The sequence below is a fragment of the Streptomyces griseobrunneus genome, from assembly GCF_046713465.1.
In the GTDB taxonomy this organism is placed as follows: Bacteria; Actinomycetota; Actinomycetes; order Streptomycetales; family Streptomycetaceae; genus Streptomyces; species Streptomyces microflavus.
Map to the genome: position 1 here is coordinate 6,400,063 of NZ_CP177080.1, position 24,806 is coordinate 6,424,868.

Consider the following 24,806-nt stretch of genomic DNA (forward strand, 5'->3'; position numbering starts at 1 on the left):
GGCTGGGCGCATGACGATCTCTCCGCTCAGCCAGGCGGCCGCCGCCGAGTTCGCGCCCGAGGTCACGTACCTCAACACCTCCAGCTGGGGGCTGCTGCCCCGCCGGACCATCGCCGCCGTCAAGGCCCTCGCCGACGAGAACGCCGCCGGCCGCCGGATCGGCGCGGGCAGCTTCGACGCGGTGGAGGCGGCCCGGGTCGGGTTCGCCCGGCTCGCCGGGGTCCGGCCGGACCGGGTCGCCACCGGCAGCTCGGTCACCGTCCATGTCGGGCTGATCGCCGCCTCACTCCCGGCGGGGGCCGAAGTCCTCGCGCCCGAGGGTGAGTTCACCTCCGTCGTCAGCCCGTTCGCGCTCCGCGGCGATCTGCGCATGCGGTACGTCCCGCTCGGTGACCTCGCCGACGCCGTACGGCCCACCACCGCGCTCGTCGCCTTCTCCTCGGTCCAGTCGGCCGACGGCCGGGTCGCCGACCTCGCCGCCGTCCGCGCGGCCGCCGTCGCACACGGCGCCCGGACCCTCCTGGACGCCACCCAGTCGGCGGGCTGGTTCCCGCTGGACGCCGGGGCGTACGACTACACCGTCACCGGCGGCTTCAAGTTCCTGCTCTGCCCCCGGGGTACGTCGTTCCTCACCGTGACCGAGGAGGCGCAGGCCACCCTTCCGAACCTCTTCGCGGGCTGGGTCGCCGCAGGTGCGCCCTGGACCGGCAACTACGGCGCGCTGGAGCGCGTCGCCCCCGGCGCCCGCGGGTTCGACGAGCCGCCGGCCTTCCTCTCGTACCACGGGGCCGAACACTCCCTCGCGCTGCTCGGGGAGATCGGCACCGAGGCCCTCCACACCCACGCCACCTCCCTCGCCGCCCGGCTGCGCTCGGGGCTGACGGAGCTGGGGCACACGGTGGTTCCGGGGGAGTCGGCGATCGTCTCCGTGCCGGGGCTCGACGGCCGCGAACCGGAGCTCGCGAAGGCCGGGATCGCGGTCTCGACGCCCGCCGGGAACCTCCGGATCTCCTGCCACCTCTACAACACCGAGGCGGATGTCGACCGGGTGCTGGACGTGCTGGGCCGGAAGGTCTGAGGGCTCCCCGGGCCCTCACATCCGAGCCCCCGGCCCCTCGCTCCTGAGCCCCCAGCCCCCCAGCCCCCGCCCCCTCAGCCCCGTTCCGGGCACCCCTCCGTCTCCTGGCAGAGGTTCGCCTCCACCTTCGCCAGCAGCCGCGTCAGCTCCGTGCGCTCATCGCTCTCCAGCCCGGCGAGCGTGTGCTCCTCCAGGCTGCCCCACGCGTCCCGCACCGCCGTGTGCAGCGCGCAGCTTCTGTCCGTCGCCTCGACCAGCACGGCCCGCCGGTCGTCCGGGTCGGGGCGGCGGCGTACATGGCCGGTCTGTTCGAGGCGCTGGAGCATCTTGGTGACCGTGGACGGGTCCAGGTCCAGGGTCCTGATCAGCTCGGACTGACGGACCGGCCCCGCGTCCCACAGGTGCATCATCAGGAGCTCCTGCCCCGGGTAGAGCCCCAGCCCCTTGAGCAGCTTCCCCGCCGCGATCCGGTGCAGCCGGGCGACGCGCGAGACGGCGTGGCTCACGGGCCCGCTGAGCGCTGCTCCGGGCAGCGCGTCGGTACAGGCGGCTTCCGCGGTGGTGGCGTTGCCGGTGTTCATGTCGGGGCTCCTCGGTGCTGCTCCGGTGGGGCTTCGATGATGCCCGGCGGCTCTTGCCCACACTTTACCTTGGTCGGCCAAGTAATGAGCTACAGTGACGCCAGCGCCAATGATTGGCCGACCACATACTTCGCCGGCCGGTCGCGTACGCCTTGCCCCATATTCTTTGGAGAGCCCGCATGACCACCGCTTTCGACCCGATCGACCTGTCCGGCACCCCGCTGGCCAACCGCATCGTGATGGCCCCGATGACCCGGAGCCGGGCGGGCGAGGGCGGTACGGCCACCGAGCTCACGGCCGCCTACTACGCCCAGCGTGCCTCGGCCGGGCTCGTCATCACCGAGGGCATCCAGCCCTCCGTCGTGGGCCAGGGCTACCCGTTCACCCCCGGGCTGCACAGCGCCGAGCAGGTCGCCTCGTGGCGCAAGGTCACCGACGCGGTGCACGCCGAGGGCGGCCGGATCTTCGCCCAGATCATGCACGCGGGCCGCATCGGCCACCCCGTCCTGCTGCCCGAGGGCCTGACCCCGGTCAGCGCCTCACCGGTCAAGGCCGCGGGCCAGATCTACACCCACGAGGGGCCCAAGGACTTCGTCGAGCCGCGCGAGCTGACCGACGCCGAGATCCGGCAGACCATCGCCGACTTCGCCGCCGCCTCCCGCAACGCCATCGACGCCGGGTTCGACGGCGTGGAGCTGCACGGCGCCAACGGCTACCTCATCCACCAGTTCCTCGCGCCCAACACCAACCTGCGCACCGACGAGTGGGGCGGCTCGGAGGCCGCGCGCATCCGGTTCGCGGTGGAGGTCGTCAAAGCGGTCGCGGCCGAGATCGGCGCCGCCCGCACCGGGCTGCGCATCTCGCCCTCGAACCCGTACAACGACATCGACGAGCCCGCCCCGGACGCCGTCTACACCGCGCTGGCCCAGGAGATCGAGACGCTCGGCCTCGCCTATCTGCACATCCTGGAGGACGCCCCGATCCGCGAGCTGACCCTCGCGCTGCGGAAGGTGTTCACCGGCACCGTCCTGATCAACGTGCACTCCGACGGGCCGACCGGGCCGGACGACCACACCGTGATCGACGACGGGATCGCCGACCTGATCTCGTACGGCGTGCTCTTCCTCGCCAACCCGGACCTGCCCGCCCGGCTCAGGGCCGGGGGCCCCTTCAACACCCCCGACCCGTCGTCCTTCTTCGGCGGCGACGCCAAGGGCTACACCGACTACCCGGCGCTGGACGCCGTCTGACCGGCCCCCCGCGGCTCCCCGTTCCACTGCCACGAGGTGCGGCGCGGGTGGTCCGGCAGTGCGGTGCGGCCGGTGGCCCAGAGCAGGACGGTCCACCGGTCGCCGCCCGCCGGGGCGTCGGGGAAGAGCCGGGCCAGCACCCGGTCGCAGAGCGCGCCGGGCGGCGTCCACTCCAGCCCGAGGCCCTCGGCGAGGTCATGGGTGTGCACCAGGGTCTCCAGCACGCCCATCGCGGCGAAGCCCTCCGGGTCGGAGATGCCGAACCCGTGGTACGAGCGGACCTCGGGCGGCGTCGTCCGGGCCATCGAGGCCAGCAGCGCACCGCTCGCCTCCAGGGTCGCCAGCAGCCCGGCGGGTCCGGCGGCGCGGTCGGCGAAGATCGCGTTGTGGGGCCCGCCCTGCCTCTCGGGCACCCACCGGTAGGGGACCTCGCCGTCCAGCGGAGGCGTACGCGGGCCCAACTGGACGGCGTACGCGAACAGGTCGTCGCTCAGGTGCTCGACGGTCTCCCAGCAGGTCCACTCCAGGGTTCCGGCGGGCGCGTCCCAGCGGTCCGCCGGGGCTCCGGCCAGCACGTCCGCCGCGAGCCCGACCGCGCTGGTCACATCGTCGGCGGTCACCGGCAGCCGGCTCCCGGTCAGCGCGGCCCGCTCGGCGGCGGAGCACTCCACGCAGAACTCGTTGCCCTCGGGATCCGCCAGGGTCGCCCAGCCCCGCCCGTTCGGTTTCCGGTGGTCGCCCACCAGGGTCGCGCCGAGTGCGAGCAGCCGCTCCACCTCCTCGTCCCGGGTGCGGTCCTGCGGCTGGACATCGAGGTGGACCCGGTTCTTGGCCGTCTTCGGGTCGGGCCCCTGGACGAAGAGGATCGCCGCGCCGGGCGTTTCGAGCAGGGCTTCCGGATCGCCGGGGAAGTCGTCGTCGGCGAGCGGGGCGCCGAGCACCTGGGACCAGAAGCTGCCGAGCGCGTGGGCGTCGGCGCAGTCGACGGTGATGTGACGTACGTGGGAGGTCATGGCCGCCACCCTGTCCGGTGGCGGGTCCCGGGTCCAGCGAGTTACGCGGCGGGGTCCGGGACGGCGTACCGTCCCGGACCCATCATGCCTGCGCCTGCCGCTACTTCACCGGGGTGAAGTCCCGTGCCCCGATGAACCCGGGGCGGCGGATCGGCGCCGCGAACGGCTCCTGCGCCGCGTTCTCCACGCTGTTGAAGACGATGAAGACGTTGGAGCGCGCGTACGGGGTGATGTTGTCGCCCGAACCGTGCATGGCGTTGCAGTCGAACCAGGTCGCCGAACCGGCCTTGCCCGTGAAGAGCTTGATGCCATGGCGGTCGGCCATCTTCGTCAGCGCCTCGTCGGACGGGGTGCCGGCGTCCTGCATCTGGAGCGACTTCTTGTAGTTGTCCTTCGGCGTCTCGCCCGCACAGCCGAGGAACGACTTGTGCGAGCCGGGCATGATCATCAGCCCGCCGTTGGTGTCGAAGTTCTCGGTGAGCGCGATCGACACGGAGACGGTCCGCATGTTCGGCAGACCGTCCTCGGCGTGCCACGTCTCGAAGTCCGAGTGCCAGTAGAAGCCCGTGGCGCCGAAGCCCGGCTTCACATTGATACGGGACTGGTGGACGTACACGTCCGAGCCGAGGATCTGGCGGGCCCGGCCCACCACCCGCTCGTCGCGGACCAGCGCGGCGAAGACCTCGCTGAGCTTGTGGACCTCGAAGACGGAACGCACGTTCTGCGACTGCTTCTCGATGATCGAGCGCTCGTCGGCGCGGACCGCCGGGTCGGAGACCAGCCGGTTCAGCTCGGCCTCGTGGACGGCGACCTCGTCCGGGGTGATCAGCTGGTCGACGGTGAGAAAGCCGTCGTGCTCGTATCCCTGGAGATCCTTGGCGGCGATCGGGCCCGGCGCGCCCGGCGCGGACCAGATGACCGGGTCCTGGCGGGGAGTGGTCATCTCGGCGGCGCCGCGCGAGGGGTACAGATCGGCGCGTACTTCGGTGGTCATACGGTTCAGGCCTCCTCGGTCAGCAGTGGGTAGACACCGTTCTCGTCATGGTCCTCCCGTCCGGTGACGGGAGGGTTGAAGACGCACACGCAGCGGAAGTCGGTCTTGGGCCGCAGGGTGTGGCGCTCGTGCCCGTCCAGCAGGTACATCGTGCCCGGGGAGATCCAGTGGGTCTCGCCGGTCTCGTCGTTGGTGAGCTCGGCCTCGCCCTCGGTGCACAGGACCGCCTCGATGTGGTTCGCGTACCACATGGAGGTCTCGGTGCCCGCGTAGAGCACGGTCTCGTGGAGCGAGAAGCCCACCTTCTCCTTGGCGAGCACGATGCGCTTGCTCTCCCAGGTGCCGGACGCGGACTTCACATGCCGGTCGGTGTTCTCGATGTCACTGAACGATCGGACGATCACGGTGAGCGGTGCCTTTCTCTGGTGCTCCGCCCGGGCCTCGCGGTCCGGGCTTCTCTTCTCGCCTGCCCCGGCAGCGCCGGGTCAGGCCGTCTCGCGGACGCAGCGGGCCAGCGTGCGCAGGCCCTCGTCCAGCTCCTCGGTGGTGATGGTCAGCGGCGGCAGCAGCTTGACGACCTCGCTCTGCGGGCCCGAGGTCTCCAGCAGGAGCCCCAGCTGGAAGGCGCGGGCGCAGACCGCCGAGGCGCGTGCCGGGTCCTGGAACTCCATGCCCCAGACCAGACCGCGGCCGCGGAACTGCGCGGTCGGCTCCTCGGCGCAGATGGCCAGCAGCGCCTGCTCGACCTGCTCGCCGCGGGCCTGGGTCTGCTTCTCCATCTGCCCGTCGGCCCAGTAGGCGTCCAGCGCGGCGGCGGCCGTGACGAAGGCCGGGTTGTTGCCGCGGAACGTGCCGTTGTGCTCGCCCGGCTCCCAGATGTCCAGCTCGGGCTTGAACAGGCACAGCGACATGGGCATGCCGTAGCCGCTGATGGACTTCGAGAGCGTGACGATGTCCGGGACGATCCCGGCCTCCTCGAAGGAGAAGAAGCCACCGGTCCGGCCGCAGCCCATCTGGATGTCGTCGACGATCAGCAGCATGTCCTGGCGGTGGCACAGCTCCTGCAGCGCCCGCAGCCACTCGGCGCGGGCGACGTTGATGCCGCCCTCGCCCTGGACCGTCTCCACGATCACGGCGGCGGGCTTGTTCAGCCCGGACCCCTGGTCCTCGAGCAGCCGCTCGAACCAGAGGAAGTCGGGGACCGTGCCGTCGAAGTAGTTGTCGAACGGCATCGGAGTGCCGTGCACCAGCGGGATACCGGCCCCGGCCCGCTTGAACGCGTTGCCGGTGACGGCGAGCGAGCCCAGCGACATGCCGTGGAAGGCGTTGGTGAACGACACGACGGACTCGCGGCCCTTGACCTTGCGGGCCAGCTTCAGCGCCGACTCGACGGCGTTGGTGCCGGTCGGGCCGGGGAACATCACCTTGTACGGAAGGTCGCGCGGGCGCAGGATGACGTTCTGGAACGTCTCCAGGAAGGCGCGCTTGGCGGTGGTCGCCATGTCCAGGCCGTGGGTGATGCCGTCGCGCTCGATGTAGTCGATCAGTGCTCGTTTCAGCACCGGGTTGTTGTGGCCGTAGTTGAGCGAGCCGGCCCCGGCGAAGAAGTCCAGGTAGGAGTGGCCGTCCTCGTCGGTCAGCCGGGCGCCCTGCGCGCGGTCGAACACGGCGGGCCAGCCGCGGCAGTAGCTACGGACCTCCGACTCCAGGGTCTCGAAGACGCTCAGTGCGGGCGGGGTGATGGTCACAGCGGATCTCCTGCGTGAGGGGGTGTGACGGGCAGTGGTCGGTGCTCCCTGCCGCACGGAGGCGGCCGGGACCGCGCCGGGTGGTCGGCCGGCGCGGAAAGTCGTGGGGAAACCGGCGTACGGGTCAGGTACGCCGGGCCGTGAACGGGTGGCTCACAGGGCTGCTCAGGCGGCGAAGGGGCCTATCCGGTACAGGACCTCCGGGAGGTGCGTCCCCTCCGGGAACAGCCCCCCGTCGAAGAGCACCTCCTGCTCCAGCGGGACGTCGTGCCGCTGGGCGTAGGACGTGAACAGCCGGTCGGACGCGGTGTTGTCCGGGGTGATCGTCGTCTCGACGCAGGAGAGTCCCTGGCCGGCGGCGACGCGGGCGGTCAGCGCGTCCAGCAGGGTGGCGGCCAGTCCCTTGCCACGATGTGCCTGGTCGACGGCCACCTGCCAGACGACGAGGGTCTCGGGGCGGTCGGGCCTGATGTAGCCGGTCACGAAGGCGATCGGCTCGCCGTCCTCGCCACGGGCGACGGCGGACGTGGCGGCGAAGTCACGACACCACAGCAGGTAGCTGTACGAGGAGTTCAGGTCCAGGACCTCGGAGTCGCGGGCGATGCGCCAGATCGCGGCTCCGTCCTCCACTCGTGGCGTGTCGATACTGAGGAATTCGCTTCGGGCACGGGCAAAATCTGCTGGTGCGGCGGTCATGCGAATTGAATTTACCCAGCAAATTTCTAAATTGCATCGAGCTGAAGGGTTGGGTGGCGCGCCTCTTTGTGTTATCAGGCGTGCGTGAGAATCCCCATGAGCCGGGTGCGATTTCACGCCTTTTGTCCGGAATTTTTCGGGCATAACGTCGCCCGTGTGGAGTCGGTCACAGGGCTGTAACTCCTCTGAGACGTGTCCGAATCATGGAGTTCGAGCCCCGAAAAACTTCCGCGTTTACGGGACGGGAAAGCGGGCAGAAGAATGCGGGGAGCTGCTTTCGATAAAGCAGCTCCCCGCATTATGGATATCAGCGGCCCGGCCAGGTTTCCGCAACCGCGCGGCGGGCAGCTTCGAAGTCGACCTGCCGGCCCGTATCGGCCAGTGCCGCCCCCAGTGCCGCGAGCGAGGACAGCACCGCGTTCCGCGTCGCATCTGCCCCGTAGTGATTGACCCGGATCATCTCCTTGGAGAGCGCCCCGCCGCCCGCGATCAGCGGCAGCGAGGGCTCCAGCTCCAGCGCCCGCGCGACCAGCGCGGCGGCGTCGGTCCCCGCCGGGGCGCGCAGCGTCGTGGCCACCGGAGCGGCGTCCCGCGCCTGAAGGACGTACGGCTCCAGACCACCGCCCAGCGCCACCGCGCCCGCCCGGGTCGCCGCGGCCGCCGAGGCGTGGCGGGCCATCACGGTGTCCGGGCCGTCCGCCTCGATCCGCTCCAGACACGCCTCCAGACCCAGCATCTCCAGCTGCGCCGGGGCATGCGGCAGCACCTTGCGGCCACCGTCGATCCAGCGCTCCTTCCAGTCCAGGAGCGAGAGATACGAGCGGCGCGGGGCGGCCGGGTTGGCGGCGATCCGCTCCCAGGCCCGCTCGCTCACCGACACCGCCGACACCCCGGCGGGACCGCCCATCGCCTTCTGCGCGCCGATCACGCACAGGTCGACGCCCCAGACGTCCGGCAGCAGCGGCTCGGCGCCCACCGAGGCGACCGCGTCCACCATGAACAGCGCCCCGTGCGCACGGACCACCTCACCGATCTCCGCGACCGGGTTGGTGTTGCCGGTCGCCGCCTCGGCGTGCACCAGCGAGACGAAGTCGATCTCCGGGTGCTCGGCGAGCGCCTCGGCGACCTGGGCGGCCGTCACGGCGGTGTGGAAGGGCACCGTGAGGTCGACGACCGTGGCGCCGCAGTCCCGCAGCCAGTTGCCGAAGGTCTGCCCGTACGGTCCGGTGACCACGTTCAGCGCGGTCGAGCCGGGCCGGGCGCCGCTGCGGATGCAGCCCTCCAGCGGCAGCAGCGCCTCGCCCTGCGTGATGACGACGTCCTGCTCGGTGGCGAGGAGCGCGGCCACCCGCCGCTCGATGGCCGCGAAGTGCGCGGCGGTCAGCGGGGGGAGGTCGAGGAAGGGGTGCGTCACGGTGGGGCTCTCTCCGGGTCGGGTCGGCGGTCGGCCGGGTCTTTTCCCGGCCGGGGCGACGGGTCCTGCTGGTGGCCGACGCCTTCTCGCAGCCTACCGAGGGCCTCGTACAGTGCCGCTATGAGTGATCAGGAGGGGCAGCGGGTGCTGCGGGTGAAGGGACGGGTCCTCGTCGGCCCGGACGAGGTGCGCGACGAACTGTGGGCCGTCGACGGGCGGATCACCTACGAGCGCCCGCCCGGCGCGGACCGCGCGCAGACCGTCACGGGCTGGGCGCTGCCCGGTCTCGTCGACGCGCACTGCCATGTGGGCCTGGACCGGCACGGCCCGGTCGACGCGGCGACCGCCGAGAAGCAGGCGCTCACCGACCGGGAGGCCGGGACCCTGCTCATCCGGGACGCGGGATCGCCCTCCGACACCCGGTGGATCGACGGCCGCGAGGACCTGCCGAAGATCATCCGGGCCGGCCGCCACATCGCCAGGACCCGCCGCTACATCCGTAACTACGCCCATGAGATCGAGCCCGGCGACCTCGTCGCGTACGTCGCCCAGGAGGCCCGGCGCGGCGACGGCTGGGTCAAGCTGGTGGGGGACTGGATCGACCGGGACGCCGGGGACCTGACCGCCTGCTGGCCGCGCGGCGAGGTCGAGGCGGCCATCGCCGAGGCGCACCGGCTGGGCGCCCGGGTCACCGCGCACTGCTTCGCCGAGGAGGCGCTTCGCGATCTGGTGGAGGCGGGCATCGACTGCATCGAGCATGCGACCGGCCTCACCGAGGAGACCATTCCGCTCTTCGCCGAGCGGGGCGTGGCGATCGTGCCGACGCTGGTCAACATCGCGACCTTCCCCGACCTCGCGGCGGGCGGCGAGGCCAAGTTCCCCCGCTGGTCGGCCCATATGCGGCAGCTGTACGAACGCCGCTACGACACCGTGCGCGCCGCGTACGACGCCGGCATCCCCGTCTACGTCGGCACCGACGCGGGCGGCTCGCTCGCGCACGGCCTGGTCGCGGGGGAGGTCGCCGAGCTGGTGAAGGCGGGCATCCCGCCCCTGGAGGCACTCTCCGCCACCGCGTGGGGGGCGAGGCGGTGGCTGGGGCGGCCGGCGCTGGAGGAGGGCGCTCCGGCGGACCTGGTCGTGTACGACGAGGATCCGCGCGCGGACGTCCGGGTACTGGCGGCTCCGCGCCACATCGTGCTGAACGGGCGGGTGACCGGGTGAAGCGGTGCTGTGTTGACCGGCAGTGACGGACCCGGCCCCGGCTCGTTGATGCACTTCTGCGCACGCTCCGGCGCAGTCGTACGGCGTTCGGCTCGCACCGTGTGAAACGGGTGACGCCAGGGAACGCACGTGCCGAAAGATTCGAATATGCGCGCGGAAACCCCCCTTTGGGGTGAACTCACTTCAGGTATCCGCCAGTTCACCCTCAGTGCGTAAAGATTCACGGAGTCGAGGCCACCGGTGCACGCGATGTCCCCCATTGACGGCACCCGGTGGCTCCATGTCTCTTGTGGGGGTTCCACCATCTTGAACAGCAACACCTTCCGTCGCGCTGCCCTGGCGGCCGCCGCCGCTCCCGTCGCCCTGTTTGCCGCCGTCCCCGCGCAGGCAGCCCCGGCGACGCCCGCCACTGGCGGCGAGGGCAGGGCGAGCGCGGTCGTGCTCCGCACCGGGCTCGACGTCTCGCTCCTCAACAAGTCCGTCCACGTGCCCCTCAAGGTCACGCTCAACGAGGTGCAGGCGCCGGCCAGCGCCGAGAAGACCGCGCTCACCGTGAACCTGGACGGGGTGGCGGCCGGCCGGCCGGTCAGCGTCCTGCGCGCCGATGTGGCCACCGCGAACGCCACCGTCGACAAGAACAAGGCCGAGGGGTACACCAACCTCGCCAAGGCCCGGGTCCATGTGCCCGGACTGCCGCTGCTCTCGCTCATCGAGGTCGAGAAGGTGACCTCCAAGGCGCTCTGCGAGGTCGGCAAGCAGCCCGTGGCGGAGTCGAACGTGCTCGGCCACGTCAAGGTGCTCGGCAAGAAGGTGACGCTCTCCGCGGGCGGGCCCACCCGGGTCGCGGTGCCGGGCGTCGGTGAGGTGAGCCTCGACCTCTCCAGCACGGAGACCACCTCGCGTACGGCCGCCGCGACGGCACTCCGGCTCAAGGTCTCGGTGAACCCGCTCGACCTCAACGTGGCCGAGGTGGAGGGCGATGTCACCCTCGCCGAGGCGACCTGCGAGACCCCGAAGGAGCCGAAGACGCCCGAGAAGCCCGAGCAGCCGGGCGGCAGCGACGGCGGTTCCACCGGTGGTGACACGGGCGGCGACGCCCCCGATGTGAAGCCGCAGACCGGATCCGACGCCGGCAAGGCCCCCACCACGGCCAACCTCGCCGAGACCGGCGGCAGCTCCACCACCCCGTACCTCGCGGGCGGCGCGGCCCTGCTGCTGGCGATCGGGGCGGGCGCCACGGTGGTCGCGCGCAGGCGCGGCAGCCAGGGCTGATCCCGGCCGGCCCTAGGGGGGGGCTTGAGGAGGGGGCTTGACGGGGGCTGAGGGGGGCCTGAGGGGGGCCTCAGGGGGCGGCGTTCGTACGACGAGCGCCGCCCCGCATGGCCTCCAAGACTCCTTCAGCGTCCCGTTCGCGCGGGCAGCGCCTGGACGGCCTGGTCCAGGGCCTGCAGGAAGCGGTTGGTCGTCGCCCGGTCGCGCACGGCGAGCCGCAGCCACTGCGGCCCGAGCCCCGGGAACGTATCGCCGCGCCGGGCCGCGAAGCCCAGCAGCCGCAGCCGTTCACGGATCTCCGCCGCCCGCTCCAGCTGGACCAGGACGAACGGACCCCGGGCCTCCTCGACCGCCCGCACCTCGCTGAACTCCGCGAGCCCGGCCAGCAGATGGGCCCGGTCCACGGTGATCCGGTCCGCCGCCTCCGCCGCCTCCACCAGCGCCCTCGGCTCCATGCACGCCTCCGCGGCCGCCAGCGCCGGGGACGACACCGGCCACAGCGGCTGCGCCTCGGCGAGCAGCGCGACGGTCTCCGGGTCGGCCAGGACATAGCCGATCCGCAGCCCGGCCAGCCCCCATGTCTTGGTGAGGCTGCGCAGCACGACAAGCCCCGGGATGTCCGTCCGCCCGCACAACGCCTCGCGCTCGCCCGGCACGACGTCCATGAACGCCTCGTCGACCACCAGCGTCCGCCCCGGTCTGGCCAGCCGCTCCAGCAGGGCCGCCGGGTGTAGGACGGACGTCGGGTTGGTCGGATTGCCGACCACCACCAGATCCGCCTCGTCGGGGACCGCCGCCGGATCGAGCCGGAAGCCGTCCTCCTCCCGCAGCACCACCCGCCCCACCCCGTGCCCGGCCGCCCGCAGTGCCGCCTCGGGCTCGGTGAACTGCGGATGCACGACCACCGGACAGCGGGCCGGCAGCGCCCGCGCGATCAGGACGAACGCCTCGGCGGCACCGGCCGTCAACAGGACGCGCTCCACCGGCAGTCCGTGCCGCTCGGCGACGGCCGCCCGGGCCGATGTGCCGTCGGGATAGGCGGCCAGTGAGACCAGGGACGCCGCTATCCGCTGGCGCAGCCACTCCGGTGGTGTGTGGGTACGGACGTTCACGGCGAGATCGGTGAGGTTCTCGCCGCGCACCTCCGCGTCGCCGTGGTGGCGCAGGTCGGGCCCGGCGCTCTCGATGTTCTGCGTGGGGGGAGTCATGGCTGCCATGGTGAACGGGCGGGGGCCTTCCGTCACGAGTGGGGTGGAAGTTTTCTCGCCGGAAACAGGGAAAGGCGTGAGGACGGCCGGAAACCGGCGTGCCACCGCGCAGGTGGCGACGGCCGCCCGGCCCGTGGCGACGGACTTCGGGACCACCAGCTCGTCGGCCTCGATCAGCGCCGCCGCCTCCGCGACCGACGGCGTGCCCACCGCTCCGGCTGCCGCATCCGACGCATTCGGTACCCGCACCCCGGCCAGCGCCGCCGCCGGATACGTCACCACCGGCACCCCGAGCCGGGCGGCGGCCCCCACGATCCCCGGCTCGTCCGCCTTCACGTCGACGGTCGCCACCTCCACCACATCGGCGGTACGCAGCCCCGCCCTGTGCAGCGTCTCCTCGATCAGGCCGAGCACCTCGTCGAGCGGGGCGCCGCGCCGGGCGCCGACCCCGACGACCAGGTTCCGCGCGCCGGGCCTCGGCGCGGGGCGGGCGGCCGCTCCGGTCATGGGCGGATTCCTGCGGGCGGGATGCTCGTCATGGCGGAGCCTGCCTTTCCAGCGGCTTTCACATCAGGCGGTGGGGGGTGGAGCTGTTCCGTATACGGTCACGGATCCGGTCGTACGGGCGGGTGCGGCCGCCCCGGGTAAGGACACCCTGAGATGCGGCCGGAGGGGTCGATCGACTAGCAAGAGCCCATGGCGGTGTTCGTCGCGCTCGGCGCGTTCCTGATGACTCTGGCCGGCGGCTGGGTCGCGCAACGCGTCACTGACCGCCGCCACCTGGTGCTCGGCTTCGCGGGCGGGCTGATGCTCGGCGTGGTCGGCCTGGACCTCCTGCCGGAGGCGATGGAGGCTGCGGGCGACCCGGTGTTCGGGGTGCCGGCCGCCCTGCTGCTCTTCGTCGGCGGCTTTCTGGTGGCCCATCTGGTCGAGGGGCTGCTCGCCGTACGCCAGGTGGCACACGGGGCGAGCGGTGAACGCGTACCGCAGGTGGGGCTGACGGCGGCCGCCGCGATGGTCGCCCACAGCCTGATGGACGGCATCGCACTGGGCGCCGCCTTCCAGGTCAGCGGGGCCATGGGCCTCGCCGTCGCGCTGGCGGTGATCAGTCATGACTTCGCCGACGGATTCAACACGTACACCCTCACGAGTCTTTACGGGAACGCCCGCCGCAAGGCGCTCCTGATGCTGTTCGCGGCCGCGGTGGCGCCGGTCGTGGGCGCCGCGACGACGCTGCTGTTCACCCTTCCGGAGGAACTGCTCGGCGGCTATCTCGGATTCTTCGGCGGAGCCCTGCTCTACCTGGCCGCTGCGGAGATTCTTCCCGAGGCACACCACACCCATCCCGCCCGTTCCACCCTTCTCTGCACCATCGGGGGCGTGGGCTTCATCTGGCTGGTCGTGGGCATCGCCGAGTGAGCCCGCGTGCGCCCTCGCGTGCCTCTGTGCGCCTCACCGCGCCCGGCAGTGCTCCACGAAGCGGTGGGCCACCGAGGGGGTGGCCGCCCAGTGGGTGTGCAGATAGCTGGCGTGCACGCCCCGCTGGACATACCCCTCCACCCGCCGCTCCGGCTGATGCATCCCCCAGGCGGGCGTGGTCCCCGCCCCCGGCTCCAGCACCGTCCGGTGGAACTCATGGCCCCGAATCCGGGTCCCCGCGACCGCCAGCGCGCTGTCGGAGACCGCCACCGCCTGCCGGTAACCGAGCGTGAGCCGCTCCGACATCCGGGCCTCGGCGTCCAGCACCCCGCACATGGGCTTCCCGTCCAGCTCCCGCGCCAGATACAGCAGCCCCGCGCACTCGGCCGCCACCGGGGCGCCGCTCAGGGCCAGTTCCGTGACCGCCCGCCGCAGCGGCTCGTTGGCCGACAGCTCGGGGGCGTACATCTCCGGGAACCCGCCGCCGATCACGAGCCCCGCCGTACCCACCGGCAGCTTCTCGTCCCGCAGCGGGTCGAAGACCACGACCTCCGCACCGGCCGCCGTCAGCAGCTCGGCGTGCTCCGCGTACGCGAAGGTGAACGCCGCCCCGCCTGCCACGGCGACGACGGGCTTCATAGCGCCGGGCTTCTCGGCGGGCATGGGCTCCCACGTCTCGTCCGGCAGCGCCGGCGCGGTCCGGGCCAGCGCCATCAGCGCGTCCAGGTCGCACCCGGCCCGCACCCGTTCGCCCATCGCCCGTACGGCGTCCACCGCATCGCCCTGCCGCTCGGCCACCGGCACCAGACCCAGGTGGCGCGAGGGCGTGGCGACCTGAGGCGCCCGGCGCAGCACACCGAGCACCGGAAGCCCCGACTCGTCCAGCGCGTCCCGCAACAGCGCCTCGTGCCGGTCGGAGGCCACCTTGTTCAGGATCACCCCGCCGATCCGGACCTCCGGGTCCCAGGAGGCAAACCCGTGCACCAGGGCCGCCACCGAACGGGACTGCGAGGAGGCGTCGACCACCAGCACCACAGGGGCCTTGAGCAGCTTGGCCACCTGCGCGGTGGACGCCAGCTCGCCCTGCCCCGAGGCACCGTCGTACAGCCCCATCACGCCCTCGACCACGGCGAGATCGCACCCCGCCGACCCGTGCGCGAAGAGCGGGGCGATCAGATCCGTCCCGCACATGTACGCGTCGAGATTGCGGCCGGGGCGTCCCGTCGCCAGCGAGTGGTAGCCCGGATCGATGTAGTCCGGGCCCACCTTGTGCGGCGAGACGGCGAGCCCGCGCGCGGCGAAGGCGGCCATCAGGCCGGTGGCGACGGTGGTCTTGCCGCTGCCGGAGGCCGGAGCGGCGATGACCAGGCGGGGCACATTCACCACTCGATGCCCCTCTGGCCCTTCTGCCCCGCGTCCATCGGGTGCTTGACCTTCGACATGTCGGTCACCAGGTCGGCGGCCTCGATCAGCTTGTCGGGCGCGTTGCGGCCGGTGATCACCACGTGCTGGGTGCCGGGCCGGTTCCGCATCACCTCGACGACCTCGTCGGTGTCGATCCAGCCCCAGTGCATCGGGTAGGCGAACTCGTCCAGCACATACAGCTTGTACGTCTCGGCCGCCAGGTCGCGCTTGACCTGCTCCCAGCCCTCGCGGGCCTTCTCCTCGTTGTCGAGCTGGCCGTCGCGCTGGACCCAGGACCAGCCCTCGCCCATCTTGTGCCAGTCGACGGTGCCGCCCTCACCGCTCGCGCCCAGCACCTTCAGCGCGTTCTCCTCGCCGACCTTCCACTTCGCGGACTTCACGAACTGGAACACCCCGATCGGCCAGCCCTGGTTCCAGGCCCGCAGCGCGAGCCCGAAAGCGGCGGTCGACTTGCCCTTGCCTATGCCCGTGTGGACGAACAGGAGCGGGCGGTTGCGCCGCTGACGGGTGGTGAGCCCGTCGTCCGGCACCGATGTCGGCTGTCCCTGCGGCATTAAGCGGCCCTCCCGGCTGCGGTGACGTCCTTGACGAGCCCGGCGATCGAGTCGGCCCGCAGCTCGTCGAGCGTGACGGCGGTGCCTCCCAGTTCCCGGGCCAACTCCCCGGCGAGACCGAGGCGTACGTACCCCGACTCGCAGTCCACGACGACCGAGGCCGTCCCTTCGGCCTGGTGCAGCCGCGCCGCCCGCCCCGCGAGCGCCACCGGCTCCGGACCACCGGTCGCCCGGCCGTCCGTCACCACGACGAGCAGCGGCCGCCGCGACGGATCGCGCAGCCGCTCCACCCGCAGCACGTCATGGGCCTTGAGCAGCCCGGCGGCGAGCGGAGTGCGCCCCCCGGTCGGCAGCGACTCCAGCCGGGAGGCGGCCGCGTCCACGGACGAGGTCGGCGGCAGCGCCACCTCGGCGTCCTTGCCCCGGAAGGTGACCAGACCGACCTTGTCCCGCCGCTGGTAGGCATCGAGCAGCAGCGACAGCACGGCCCCCTTGACCGCGCTCATCCGCTGCCGGGCCGCCATCGACCCGGAGGCGTCCACGACGAACAGCACGAGGTTGCCCTCACGCCCCTCCCGGGTCGCCTGCCGCAGATCGTCCCGGCGCACCACGAGCCCCCGCCCGGAGCGCCCGCGCGCCCGCTGGTGGGGTGCGGCGGCCTGCACGGTCGCGGCCAGGTGCAGCTTGGTCAGCGACCCCTGCGGCCGCCGCGCGCCGGTGGTGCGCCCGTGCTCGGTACGGGCCCGGGAGCGCCGCCCGGCAGCCCCCTCACCGAGCCCCGGCACGCTGAGCATCTTCGTACGGAACGGCTCGGCGGACGCCACCGGCTGCTGCTCGGCCCCGGCGGACCGCCCGGGCGCGTCGGGGCTGCCTTCGGGGGCCTGTGACGACGTGTCGCCACCTTCCCCCTGGGGCGGCGTACGGTCCCCGTCGGCCTGCGGCGGCACACCACCACCACCGCCACCACCGCCGTCGTCGTTCCCGCCCCCATCAGGATCGGGATCGTCGTCGTTGTTCTGCCCCTCGTCGCTCCGCCCCTGGTCCCCGGCGGCCTCGTCCAGGGTCTGGTCCAGCTTGTCCTCGTCCAGGCCGGGCGCGTCGAACGGGTTGCGGCGGCGCCGGTGGGGGAGCGCCAGCAGAGCGGCCTGCCGTACGTCGTCGGCGGTCACCTCCTCACGTCCGGCCCAGGCGGCGAGCGCGGTCGCGGTACGGGCCATCACGATGTCGGCCCGCATCCCGTCGACCTCGAACGCGGCGCAGGTGGCGGCGATCTGGCGCAGCACGCCGTCGCCCAGGAGCACCTGGGGAAGCAGGGCGCGCGCGGTGGCGATCCGCTCCCGCAGGGCCGACTCCTCCTCGGCCCAGCGCGCGGCGAAGCCCCCGGGATCGTCGTCGTACGCGAGCCGGCGCCGCACGACCTCGACCCGCTCGTCGGTGTCCCGGGAGGCGGCCACCTCGACGGTCAGCCCGAACCGGTCGAGCAACTGCGGCCGCAGCTCGCCCTCTTCCGGGTTCATCGTCCCGACCAGCAGGAACCGTGCCGCATGCCGTACGGAGACGCCTTCGCGCTCGACGTACGAGGCACCCATGGCGGCCGCGTCCAGCAGCAGGTCCACCAGGTGGTCGTGGAGGAGGTTGACCTCGTCGACGTAGAGGATCCCGCGGTGCGCGTCGGCCAGCAGCCCCGGCTCGAACGCCTTCACGCCCTCCGAGAGCGCCCGCTCGATGTCCAGCGCCCCCACGAGCCGGTCCTCGGACGCCCCGACGGGCAGCTCCACGGTCCGCGCGGCCCGCGACACACCGGCGGCGTCCGCGTGCGGCCCATCAGGACACGCGGGATCGGGGGAGCCGGGATCACAGGAGAACCGGCACCCCGGAACGACGGAGACCTCGGGCACGAGCGCGGCCAGCGCCCGGACGGCGGTGGACTTGGCGGTCCCCTTCTCGCCCCGCACGAGCACACCACCGACGGCCGGACTGACAGCGTTCAGCAACAGCCCGAGCCGCAGGTCGTCCTGCCCGACGATCGCGGTGAAGGGATACGGCGTACTCACTTGGCCTCCTGGTCGACGTCAACAAAATCAAGCCCCTGGGAATTACGGGCTTCTCCCAGCGCCTCCGGGCGAGCCATTTCAAGCCCCTCCGGCGATTGAGGAGCGGGGCCCGGGGCAGCGCCCCGACTCTCCGCCGCACCCGGCACAGCGGGCGGCGCCCCCGGCGGCACGAACGGCAACCCCACCGGCGCACCCCCCTCGATCAACCGCCACAACGCATCCGTATCCGCATGCTCCTCCACCAGATCCCCCAGCCGGTCCAGCTGCTCCTCCCGCAACACCCCGAAACTCGTGTCCGGCGCGGGAACGAACCGCCGCCCGGCGGCCCGCGCCACCTCCACCAGGAACCGCCGCCGGAACCCGTCGCTCTCCAGCGACCCGTGCCAGTGCGTCCCCCACACCGCCCCCACCCGGCACCCGTCCAGGAACGGCTCCCCGCCCTGCACATCGGCCACCCCGTGGTGGATCTCGTACCCCTCCACCGGCTCCCCGAGCGCCGAACCCACCGGCCGCGCCAGCGTCTTGGCCCGGTCGAAGCGAACCCGCACCGGCAGCAGCCCCAACCCGTCCACGACCCCGGCCCGCGACTCCACCTCGTCCTCGATCCGCTCACCGAGCACCTGGAACCCGCCGCAGATCCCCAGCACCGGCCGGCCCTCCGCCGCCCGCCGCACCAGCGCGTCGGCGAGGCCCCGCTCCCGCAGCCAGGCCAGCGCCTTCACCGTGCCGCGCGTCCCGGGCACGATGACCAGGTCCGCGTCGGCCAGCTCGTCGGCCCGGTCCACGAACCGCACGACGACGCCCGGTTCGGCGGCCAGCGCGTCCACGTCCGTGAAGTTCGACATCAGCGGCACCGCGCAGACCGCGACCCGCAGCACGTCCTCGCCGTGCGGGGGAGCCACGGCCGACTCCCGCACCGCACCCCGCAAGGAGACCCGCAGGCCGTCCTCCTCGTCGATACCGAGCCCGTGGGCGTACGGCAGCACGCCGTACGTCCGCCGCCCGGTCAGCCCGTACAGCATGTCCAGGCCCGGCTCCAGCAGCGAGACGTCACCCCGGAACTTGTTCACCAGGTACCCCGCGACCAGCGACTGGTCCTCGGCGCTCAGCAGCGCCGTGGTCCCGAAGAACGAGGCGAAGACCCCGCCCCGGTCGATGTCCCCGACCACCAGCACGGGGAACTTCGCGGCCCGCGCGATCCCCATGTTCACGATGTCCGTGCGCCGCAGGTTGATCTCGGCCGGCGACCCGGCCCCTTCACAGATCACCGCGTCATAGCTCGACCGCAGCTGCTCCAGGCAGTCCACGACCGTCCCGAGCAGGGCCTCCTGGCGGCCGCCGTGGTAGCCCCTGGCGCTCATCTCTCCCACCGGCCTGCCCATCAGGACGACCTGGCTGGAGCGGTCGCTGCCGGGCTTGAGCAGGACCGGGTTCATCAGCGCGGTCGGCTCCACCCGGGCGGCCTGCGCCTGCATGGCCTGGGCGCGCCCGATCTCCGCGCCCTCGCGGGTGACGAAGGAGTTGAGGGACATGTTCTGCGCCTTGAAGGGCGCGACCTTCACGCCCCGGCGCACCAGCCAGCGGCAGATGCCCGCCGTGACGACGCTCTTGCCCGCGTCCGATGTGGTCCCCGCGACCAGCAGCCCGCCACCCATGCCCGCTCCCCTTCCCGTACCGCGTTCCCCGGACCCACTCATGCCCGTCCCCGCTTCCGTCCCGCGACCAGGTGCCCCACGGCCGTCCGGCCCACCACGCACACGCCGAGGGCCAGCAGACTCACCCGGCGCGACAGCCGCACCGCGCGTTCGATGTCCGCACTCCGCACATCCCGCCCGGACTCCCCGTTCAGGACCGGCCGGTGCTCGACGCGCCCCGCGTACGCCAGCGTCCCGCCGAGCCGTACGCCGAGAGCCCCGGCGAACGCGGCCTCCACCGGCCCCGCGTTCGGGCTCGGGTGGCGCCCCGCGTCCGCCTTCCAGGCGCGTACGGCCTCCGAGGGCCGCCCGCCCGCCACCACGGCCAGCGCGGCCGTCAGCCGGGCACCGGGCCACCCCGCGAGGTCGTCCAGGCGGGCCGAGGCCCAGCCGTAACGGCGGTGGCGGGGCGACTTGTGGCCGACCATCGCGTCGAGCGTGTTCACGGCCCGGAAGCCGACGAGCCCCGGCACCCCGCCGATCGCCCCCCACACCAGCGCGCCGACGACGGCGTCCGAGGTGTTCTCGGCGACCGACTCGACGACGGCGCGGGCGATCTGCGGCCCGTCCAGCGAGTGCGGATCGCGCCCGCACAGATGCGGCAGCCGCTCCCGGGCCACATCGAGGTCCCCGGCGGCCAGCGCGCCGCCGATGGCGCGGGCCTCCCGGCCCAGCGACGTACCGCCGACGACCGACCAGGTGGCGGCGGCGGTCAGCGCGACGGCGAGCACGGGGCGGCCTCGTACGGCACGGGCGGCCAGTGCGGCGGCCCCCACGGCGCCTCCGGCGCAGACGAGGGTGTGCAGCGCGCCCCGGCCGCGGTCGTCACGCCACAGCAGGGACTCCACCCGCGCGGCGGCCCGGCCGAAACCGGCTACGGGATGCCCCCGGCGCGGGTCGCCCAGCAACGCGTCGGCGATCAGCCCGGCGGTGGCGCCGTACGCGAAGACGCGATCGACACGCACGGATCAGCCCGCCGAGGGCAGAGGGGTTCCGGCATGGAGAGGAACAGGATGCGGCGCACGGCGGCCGGGCATGGCTTATGTCCTCACTCAGGGTCCGCGCCCTGGTTCGACGTGACCGGCGACGAGAGTCTCCTGGCTTCCGGATCCGCACTTCCCCCGGCCTTCCAGCCCGCGTGACGAGGGCCGTGACATCCGGTGTGGGGGAGTGCTCCCCGGTGACAGTGGCGGGACCGCGCCGGATTCGCACCGGCTTCCTCTGCTGTCGCCGTAAATGGCTCCGGCAGTCCACCACGCTGCGAGAACAGCCGTCAACCTGCTGTTGACCTGCGGAGCTCCAGTGTGCGCAGACGCACATCGGGCCGGACACACGGTGGGTGTGTCCGGCCCGGGGGAGTGCGGTGGGTGCGTCAGGCGACGATCAGATAGATGCCGTACGCGACCGCCGCGACGCACGCCGCGAAGCAGGCGTACGCGCCGGTGCGCGCCAGTGCGGCCGATCCGCCTGAGGCGCTGCCGCCGGCCGTGGCCGACAGCTTGGAGAGGGCGACGATGCCCACGGTGAAGAGGCCGACCAGCGCGACGGTGACCACGAGACTGACACCGAAGACGGAGGCGAGAGCTGCCCAGTCGATTTTCATACGGATCTGTCCTTACACCGTGGCCGAGGGCCGCGCCGTGTCGTCGGGCGAGGCGGCCGGGGCCGGGATGGTGGTCATGAGGTCGTTGGGGATGGTGCCGATGGGCGGCGTCTGGACCGCTGCCATGGCGGTGGTGACGACACCCTGGGGCTCGTCGGCACCGGCCGTCTCGTTGACGTTGGTGTGGTCGACCGGCTGGCGGCGCGAGGCCAGCCAGATGGCGAAGGAGCCCCCGACCAGCAGGGTCGCGGTGACGGCGATGCCCCAGGGGCCCTGCTTGGTGAGGAACTCGGCACCCGCGCCGACCAGGCCGGCGGCCGGGAGCGTCAGACCCCAGGCGACGAACATCCGGGTGGCGGTGGACCAGCGGACCACGCCTCCCTTGCGGCCGAGGCCCGCGCCCATGACGGCGCCGGAGCAGGACTGGGTGGTGGAGAGGGAGAAGCCGAGGTGCGAGGAGGCCAGGATGACGGTCGCCGCACTGGTCTGGGCGGCGAAGCCCTGCGGCGGCTTCAGGTCGGTCAGGCCGCTGCCCATGGTGCGGATGATGCGCCAGCCACCGAGGTAGGTGCCGAGCGCGATGGCGACACCGGCGGAGACGATGACCCACATCGGCGGGTTGGAGCCGGGGGCGAGGACGCCGCCGGTGACCAGGGCCAGGGTGATGATGCCCATCGTCTTCTGGGCGTCGTTGGTGCCGTGGGCGAGCGAGACGAGACCGGCCGAGGCGATCTGCCCCGCCCGGTAGCCCTTCGCCGTCGACTTGAGCTGGTTCGGGTCGGTGACGTTCCGGTTGATCCGGTACGTCAGCCGCGTGGCCAGCATCGCGGCGAGACCGGCGACCAGCGGGGCGGCGATCGCGGGCAGCAGCACCTTGGTGACGACGGTGCCGCCGTTGATCGAGGACCAGCCGGCCGACATGACGGCGGCGCCGATCAGGCCGCCGAACAGGGCGTGGGAGGAACTGGAGGGCAGGCCGACCAGCCAGGTCAGCAGATTCCACAGGATGGCGCCGACGAGCGCCGCGAAGATGACCTCGGTTCTGAGGCCGTTCTCGTTGACGATCCCGCCGGAGATCGTCTTGGCGACCTCCACCGACAGGAACGCGCCGATGAGGTTGAGAACGGCGGACATGGCCACCGCTGTCTTGGGCTTCAGGGCGCCGGTCGAGATGGTGGTAGCCATCGCGTTGGCGGTGTCGTGGAAACCGTTCGTGAAATCGAACACGAGAGCTGTCACGACCACAATCGCGAGCAGCAGCGTGATGTGTTCCATTTACCCAGGCAATCGTTCGACGTCAGTGGCTCGTGGACCGTAGGCAACCTGGGTGAACGGAAGATGAACTGAGCGGGGCGCTGTGGTGACCCCAATCGGGTCTGAGTGATTCCGCTTGTGTGCGGGTGGGGTTGGGGGAGGCCCGGGGGGCACCGGCTGGGCTGCCCTTTACCCCTCATTGGCGAAGTTTTTGACGGGCACATTCGGCCCCGGAAGAGATCCCGGTCACTCCGGCGGTGACGTTCCGGTTTCGGGACCCCGCGCCTACGCTCGCCCCATGAGCGAGCAGCAGCCGGAATCCGTCGTCCGGGCCTGGCGGGAGGTGGTCGACACCGCCCGCCGGAGCGCCGCCGACGGCCTGGTCGTCGGCACCTCCGGCAATGTGTCGGCCCGCGTCGGGGACCTGGTCCTGGTGACACCCAGCGGGGTGCCCTACGACCGGCTCCGGCCGGACGACGCGGTCGGGGTCGACCTGACCGGGCGGCAGGTCCTCGGAGAGCTCAGGCCGACCAGCGAACTCCCCCTCCACCTCGCGGTCTACCGGGAGACCGGCGCCGTCGCCGTGGTCCACACCCACGCCGTGCACGCCACCGCCGTCTCCACCCTCGTCACCGAGGTGCCGCTCGTGCACTACGCGGCCGCCATCCTCGGCGGCCCCGTCCGCACCGCCGCCTACGCCCGCTACGGCACCCCCGAACTGGCCGACGCCATGCTCGCCGCCCTCCGGGGCCGCACCGGCTGCCTGCTCGCCAACCACGGCACCGTCACCTACGGCGCCACCCTCGACCAGGCCTACGAGCGCACCGCCCAGCTGGAGTGGCTCTGCCGGCTCTGGCTCACCGCGAGCGCCGTCCCCGGCCACCGGCCGGCCCTGCTCACCCCCGCCCAGCTGGACGAGGTGACCGAGGCGCTCAAGGGGTACGGACAGCCGGGCTGAGGACCCGGGCCCAGGGCCCCGGCCAGGACCGCCGCCCGCCCCCGCGTCTGCTCCCCGCCCCACCGGACGGCCCCCGCCCACTGGCACCGCGCCGCCCGCCCCACGACACTGAAGCGGTGCGCCCGGCATCTGCGACGGCAACGGCCGTCACCACCCTCCTCGGCGCCGGTGCGGCAGCGGTCGCGGCCGGCCGGTACGCCAGCGACGCCGCCCTCAAGGCGGCGCCCGGACGTCCCCTCCCCACCGACCGCAGACTCACCGTGCACGCCACGGCGGTCCGGCAGATCACCCTGACCCGCTCCCTCACCGCGCTCCGCCCCGGCACGTACGGGATCGAGGGCCCCGGCGTCCACGCCGTGGTCGGCCCCGTCGTGGAAGGGGCCGAGTCCACCGCCGACACCGTCGTGCGCAGCCTGGAGCGGATCACCCACGGCATCCTGGAACCGGGCGCCAAGGTCCGCCTCACCCCCGAGCTGTACCGCGGGGACCCGGGCAGCGCCCTCGGCCTGGAGTACCGGGAGGTCGAGATCCCCGGCGAACTGGGCGGGCTGCCCGCCTGGTGGGTGCCCGGTGACCGCGACACCTGGGTCATCACCGCGCACGGCCTCGGCACCACCCGGGAACACCCCATGAACCTGATGGGCTTCCTGAGCGGACAGCAGCTCCCCGTACTGGACATCACCTACCGGGGAGACGCCGGAGCCCCCCGTTCCGCCGACGGCCTCGGCCACCTCGGCGCCTCCGAATGGCGCGACCTGGACGCCGCGATCCGCTTCGCCGTGCGCTACGGCGCCCGGAACGTCGTCCTGCACGGCTGGTCCACCGGCGCCTCCATGGCCCTGCACGCCGCCGTCAGCTCCCCGCTCCGCGACCGCATCAGCGGCCTCGTCCTGGACTCCCCGGTCCTGGACTGGCAGACCACCCTGCGCGCCCTGGCCGCCGCCCGCGGTGTCCCCGCCGCCCTGCTGCCGCTGGCAGTCCGCGCCGCCCAGGGCAGGACCGGGATGACCCCGGCCCCGCTCCTGGACACCGCCCTGCCCGACGCCCTGCCCGCCCCGACCCTGATCCTGCACGGCCCGGACGACACGATCGCCCCCTGGGGCCCGTCGCGGGAGCTCGCCGCCCGCCGCCCCGACCTCGTCAGCCTCCACGCCGTGCAGCAGGCTCCGCATGCGTCGATGTGGAACGCCGATCCCGGCCGCTACGAAGAGACCCTCAGGCGCTTCCTCACGCCCCTGATGTGAGGTGATGCGGGGATCGGTCCCTTTGGTCACCGGGGTGCGGGAAACGGCGCGGGTACCGGTGAAACGCCTTCCGTTTGGGCTTTCGGGCCGTCAGAGGCAAGACTGCTCCCGTGACGTCCCGTACCC

At 72.6% G+C, this 24,806-nt stretch carries 22 protein-coding genes and 1 riboswitch; of the genes, 7 read left to right on the forward strand and 15 right to left on the reverse strand.

Annotated features, from left to right (window positions below):
* Positions 1-10 precede the first annotated feature (10 nt).
* Complete coding sequence (locus ACK8N7_RS29115) at positions 11-1,078, forward strand: aminotransferase class V-fold PLP-dependent enzyme (protein WP_500444515.1); 1,068 nt, start codon at positions 11-13, stop codon at positions 1,076-1,078.
* Between the two features lie 74 nt (positions 1,079-1,152).
* Here the strand turns inward: ACK8N7_RS29115 and ACK8N7_RS29120 are convergent, their stop codons facing one another.
* Positions 1,153-1,659, reverse strand: coding sequence for a MarR family winged helix-turn-helix transcriptional regulator (locus ACK8N7_RS29120; RefSeq protein WP_403217356.1), 507 nt, complete (start codon positions 1,657-1,659; stop codon positions 1,153-1,155).
* 179 nt (positions 1,660-1,838) lie between these two features.
* Here ACK8N7_RS29120 and ACK8N7_RS29125 point away from each other — a divergent pair, with 179 nt between their 5' ends.
* The gene (locus tag ACK8N7_RS29125; protein ID WP_403217358.1) at positions 1,839-2,909 is read left to right on the forward strand and encodes an alkene reductase; all 1,071 of its coding nucleotides are present in this window, start codon (positions 1,839-1,841) and stop codon (positions 2,907-2,909) included.
* Here ACK8N7_RS29125 and ACK8N7_RS29130 read toward each other — a convergent pair.
* From ACK8N7_RS29130 to ACK8N7_RS29155, 6 genes are all read right to left on the reverse strand, one after another.
* Positions 2,885-3,922 carry a VOC family protein gene (locus tag ACK8N7_RS29130; protein ID WP_403217360.1) on the reverse strand — a complete coding sequence of 346 codons (1,038 nt, stop codon included), beginning with the start codon at positions 3,920-3,922 and terminating at the stop codon, positions 2,885-2,887. The genes ACK8N7_RS29125 and ACK8N7_RS29130 overlap by 25 nt on opposite strands.
* 100 nt (positions 3,923-4,022) lie before the next feature.
* Complete coding sequence (gene thpD / locus ACK8N7_RS29135; RefSeq protein WP_500444516.1) at positions 4,023-4,916, reverse strand: ectoine hydroxylase; 894 nt, start codon at positions 4,914-4,916, stop codon at positions 4,023-4,025.
* Between the two features lie 5 nt (positions 4,917-4,921).
* Positions 4,922-5,320 (reverse strand): ectoine synthase, encoded by a 399-nt coding sequence (locus ACK8N7_RS29140; RefSeq protein ID WP_015607780.1) that lies wholly within the window; start codon positions 5,318-5,320, stop codon positions 4,922-4,924.
* 81 nt (positions 5,321-5,401) lie between these two features.
* Positions 5,402-6,664 carry a diaminobutyrate--2-oxoglutarate transaminase gene (gene ectB / locus ACK8N7_RS29145; protein WP_403217364.1) on the reverse strand — a complete coding sequence of 421 codons (1,263 nt, stop codon included), beginning with the start codon at positions 6,662-6,664 and terminating at the stop codon, positions 5,402-5,404.
* Between the two features lie 165 nt (positions 6,665-6,829).
* Positions 6,830-7,360 (reverse strand): diaminobutyrate acetyltransferase, encoded by a 531-nt coding sequence (gene ectA, locus ACK8N7_RS29150; protein WP_403217366.1) that lies wholly within the window; start codon positions 7,358-7,360, stop codon positions 6,830-6,832.
* 307 nt (positions 7,361-7,667) lie between these two features.
* On the reverse strand, positions 7,668-8,774 hold the full coding sequence (locus tag ACK8N7_RS29155) for a pyridoxal-phosphate-dependent aminotransferase family protein (protein WP_403217368.1): 1,107 nt from the start codon (positions 8,772-8,774) through the stop codon (positions 7,668-7,670).
* 120 nt (positions 8,775-8,894) lie between these two features.
* Between ACK8N7_RS29155 and ACK8N7_RS29160 the strand changes: the two genes are divergently transcribed.
* Both ACK8N7_RS29160 and ACK8N7_RS29165 read left to right on the forward strand, forming a co-directional pair.
* Complete coding sequence (locus ACK8N7_RS29160; RefSeq protein ID WP_500444517.1) at positions 8,895-9,995, forward strand: amidohydrolase family protein; 1,101 nt, start codon at positions 8,895-8,897, stop codon at positions 9,993-9,995.
* 306 nt (positions 9,996-10,301) lie between these two features.
* Positions 10,302-11,267 (forward strand): SCO1860 family LAETG-anchored protein, encoded by a 966-nt coding sequence (locus tag ACK8N7_RS29165; protein WP_403217372.1) that lies wholly within the window; start codon positions 10,302-10,304, stop codon positions 11,265-11,267.
* A gap of 125 nt (positions 11,268-11,392) precedes the next feature.
* On the opposite strand, the gene cobC is transcribed toward ACK8N7_RS29165, so the two are convergent.
* Positions 11,393-12,982, reverse strand: coding sequence for an Rv2231c family histidinol phosphate aminotransferase CobC (gene cobC / locus ACK8N7_RS29170; protein WP_403217374.1), 1,590 nt, complete (start codon positions 12,980-12,982; stop codon positions 11,393-11,395).
* A gap of 189 nt (positions 12,983-13,171) precedes the next feature.
* Here cobC and ACK8N7_RS29175 point away from each other — a divergent pair, with 189 nt between their 5' ends.
* Entirely contained in the window at positions 13,172-13,894 is a 723-nt protein-coding gene (locus ACK8N7_RS29175) for a ZIP family metal transporter (RefSeq protein WP_356411278.1), read from the forward strand.
* Between the two features lie 33 nt (positions 13,895-13,927).
* On the opposite strand, the gene ACK8N7_RS29180 is transcribed toward ACK8N7_RS29175, so the two are convergent.
* From ACK8N7_RS29180 to ACK8N7_RS29210, 7 genes are all read right to left on the reverse strand, one after another.
* Complete coding sequence (locus ACK8N7_RS29180; protein WP_500444518.1) at positions 13,928-15,280, reverse strand: cobyrinic acid a,c-diamide synthase CobB; 1,353 nt, start codon at positions 15,278-15,280, stop codon at positions 13,928-13,930.
* On the reverse strand, positions 15,274-15,873 hold the full coding sequence (gene cobO / locus ACK8N7_RS29185; protein ID WP_015607771.1) for a cob(I)yrinic acid a,c-diamide adenosyltransferase: 600 nt from the start codon (positions 15,871-15,873) through the stop codon (positions 15,274-15,276). The genes ACK8N7_RS29180 and cobO overlap by 7 nt, the downstream gene beginning before the upstream one ends.
* Complete coding sequence (locus ACK8N7_RS29190) at positions 15,873-17,927, reverse strand: putative cobaltochelatase (protein WP_500444519.1); 2,055 nt, start codon at positions 17,925-17,927, stop codon at positions 15,873-15,875. The genes cobO and ACK8N7_RS29190 overlap by 1 nt, the downstream gene beginning before the upstream one ends.
* On the reverse strand, positions 17,924-19,582 hold the full coding sequence (locus ACK8N7_RS29195; RefSeq protein ID WP_500444520.1) for a cobyric acid synthase: 1,659 nt from the start codon (positions 19,580-19,582) through the stop codon (positions 17,924-17,926). Before ACK8N7_RS29195 ends, ACK8N7_RS29190 begins: the two co-directional genes overlap by 4 nt.
* Positions 19,583-19,620: 38 nt before the next feature.
* On the reverse strand, positions 19,621-20,586 hold the full coding sequence (locus ACK8N7_RS29200) for a cobalamin biosynthesis protein (protein ID WP_403217382.1): 966 nt from the start codon (positions 20,584-20,586) through the stop codon (positions 19,621-19,623).
* A gap of 125 nt (positions 20,587-20,711) precedes the next feature.
* Positions 20,712-20,843: riboswitch (cobalamin riboswitch) on the reverse strand.
* 150 nt (positions 20,844-20,993) lie between these two features.
* Positions 20,994-21,224, reverse strand: coding sequence for a hypothetical protein (locus tag ACK8N7_RS29205; RefSeq protein ID WP_031125530.1), 231 nt, complete (start codon positions 21,222-21,224; stop codon positions 20,994-20,996).
* Between the two features lie 12 nt (positions 21,225-21,236).
* Complete coding sequence (locus tag ACK8N7_RS29210; RefSeq protein ID WP_403217384.1) at positions 21,237-22,499, reverse strand: inorganic phosphate transporter; 1,263 nt, start codon at positions 22,497-22,499, stop codon at positions 21,237-21,239.
* A gap of 277 nt (positions 22,500-22,776) precedes the next feature.
* On the opposite strand from ACK8N7_RS29210, the gene ACK8N7_RS29215 reads away from it, so the two are divergent.
* Complete coding sequence (locus ACK8N7_RS29215; protein ID WP_500444521.1) at positions 22,777-23,436, forward strand: class II aldolase/adducin family protein; 660 nt, start codon at positions 22,777-22,779, stop codon at positions 23,434-23,436.
* A 116-nt stretch (positions 23,437-23,552) separates the two neighbouring features.
* A complete protein-coding gene (locus ACK8N7_RS29220; RefSeq protein WP_500444522.1) occupies positions 23,553-24,680 on the forward strand; it encodes an alpha/beta hydrolase in 1,128 nt (375 codons plus the stop codon).
* Positions 24,681-24,806 lie beyond the last annotated feature (126 nt).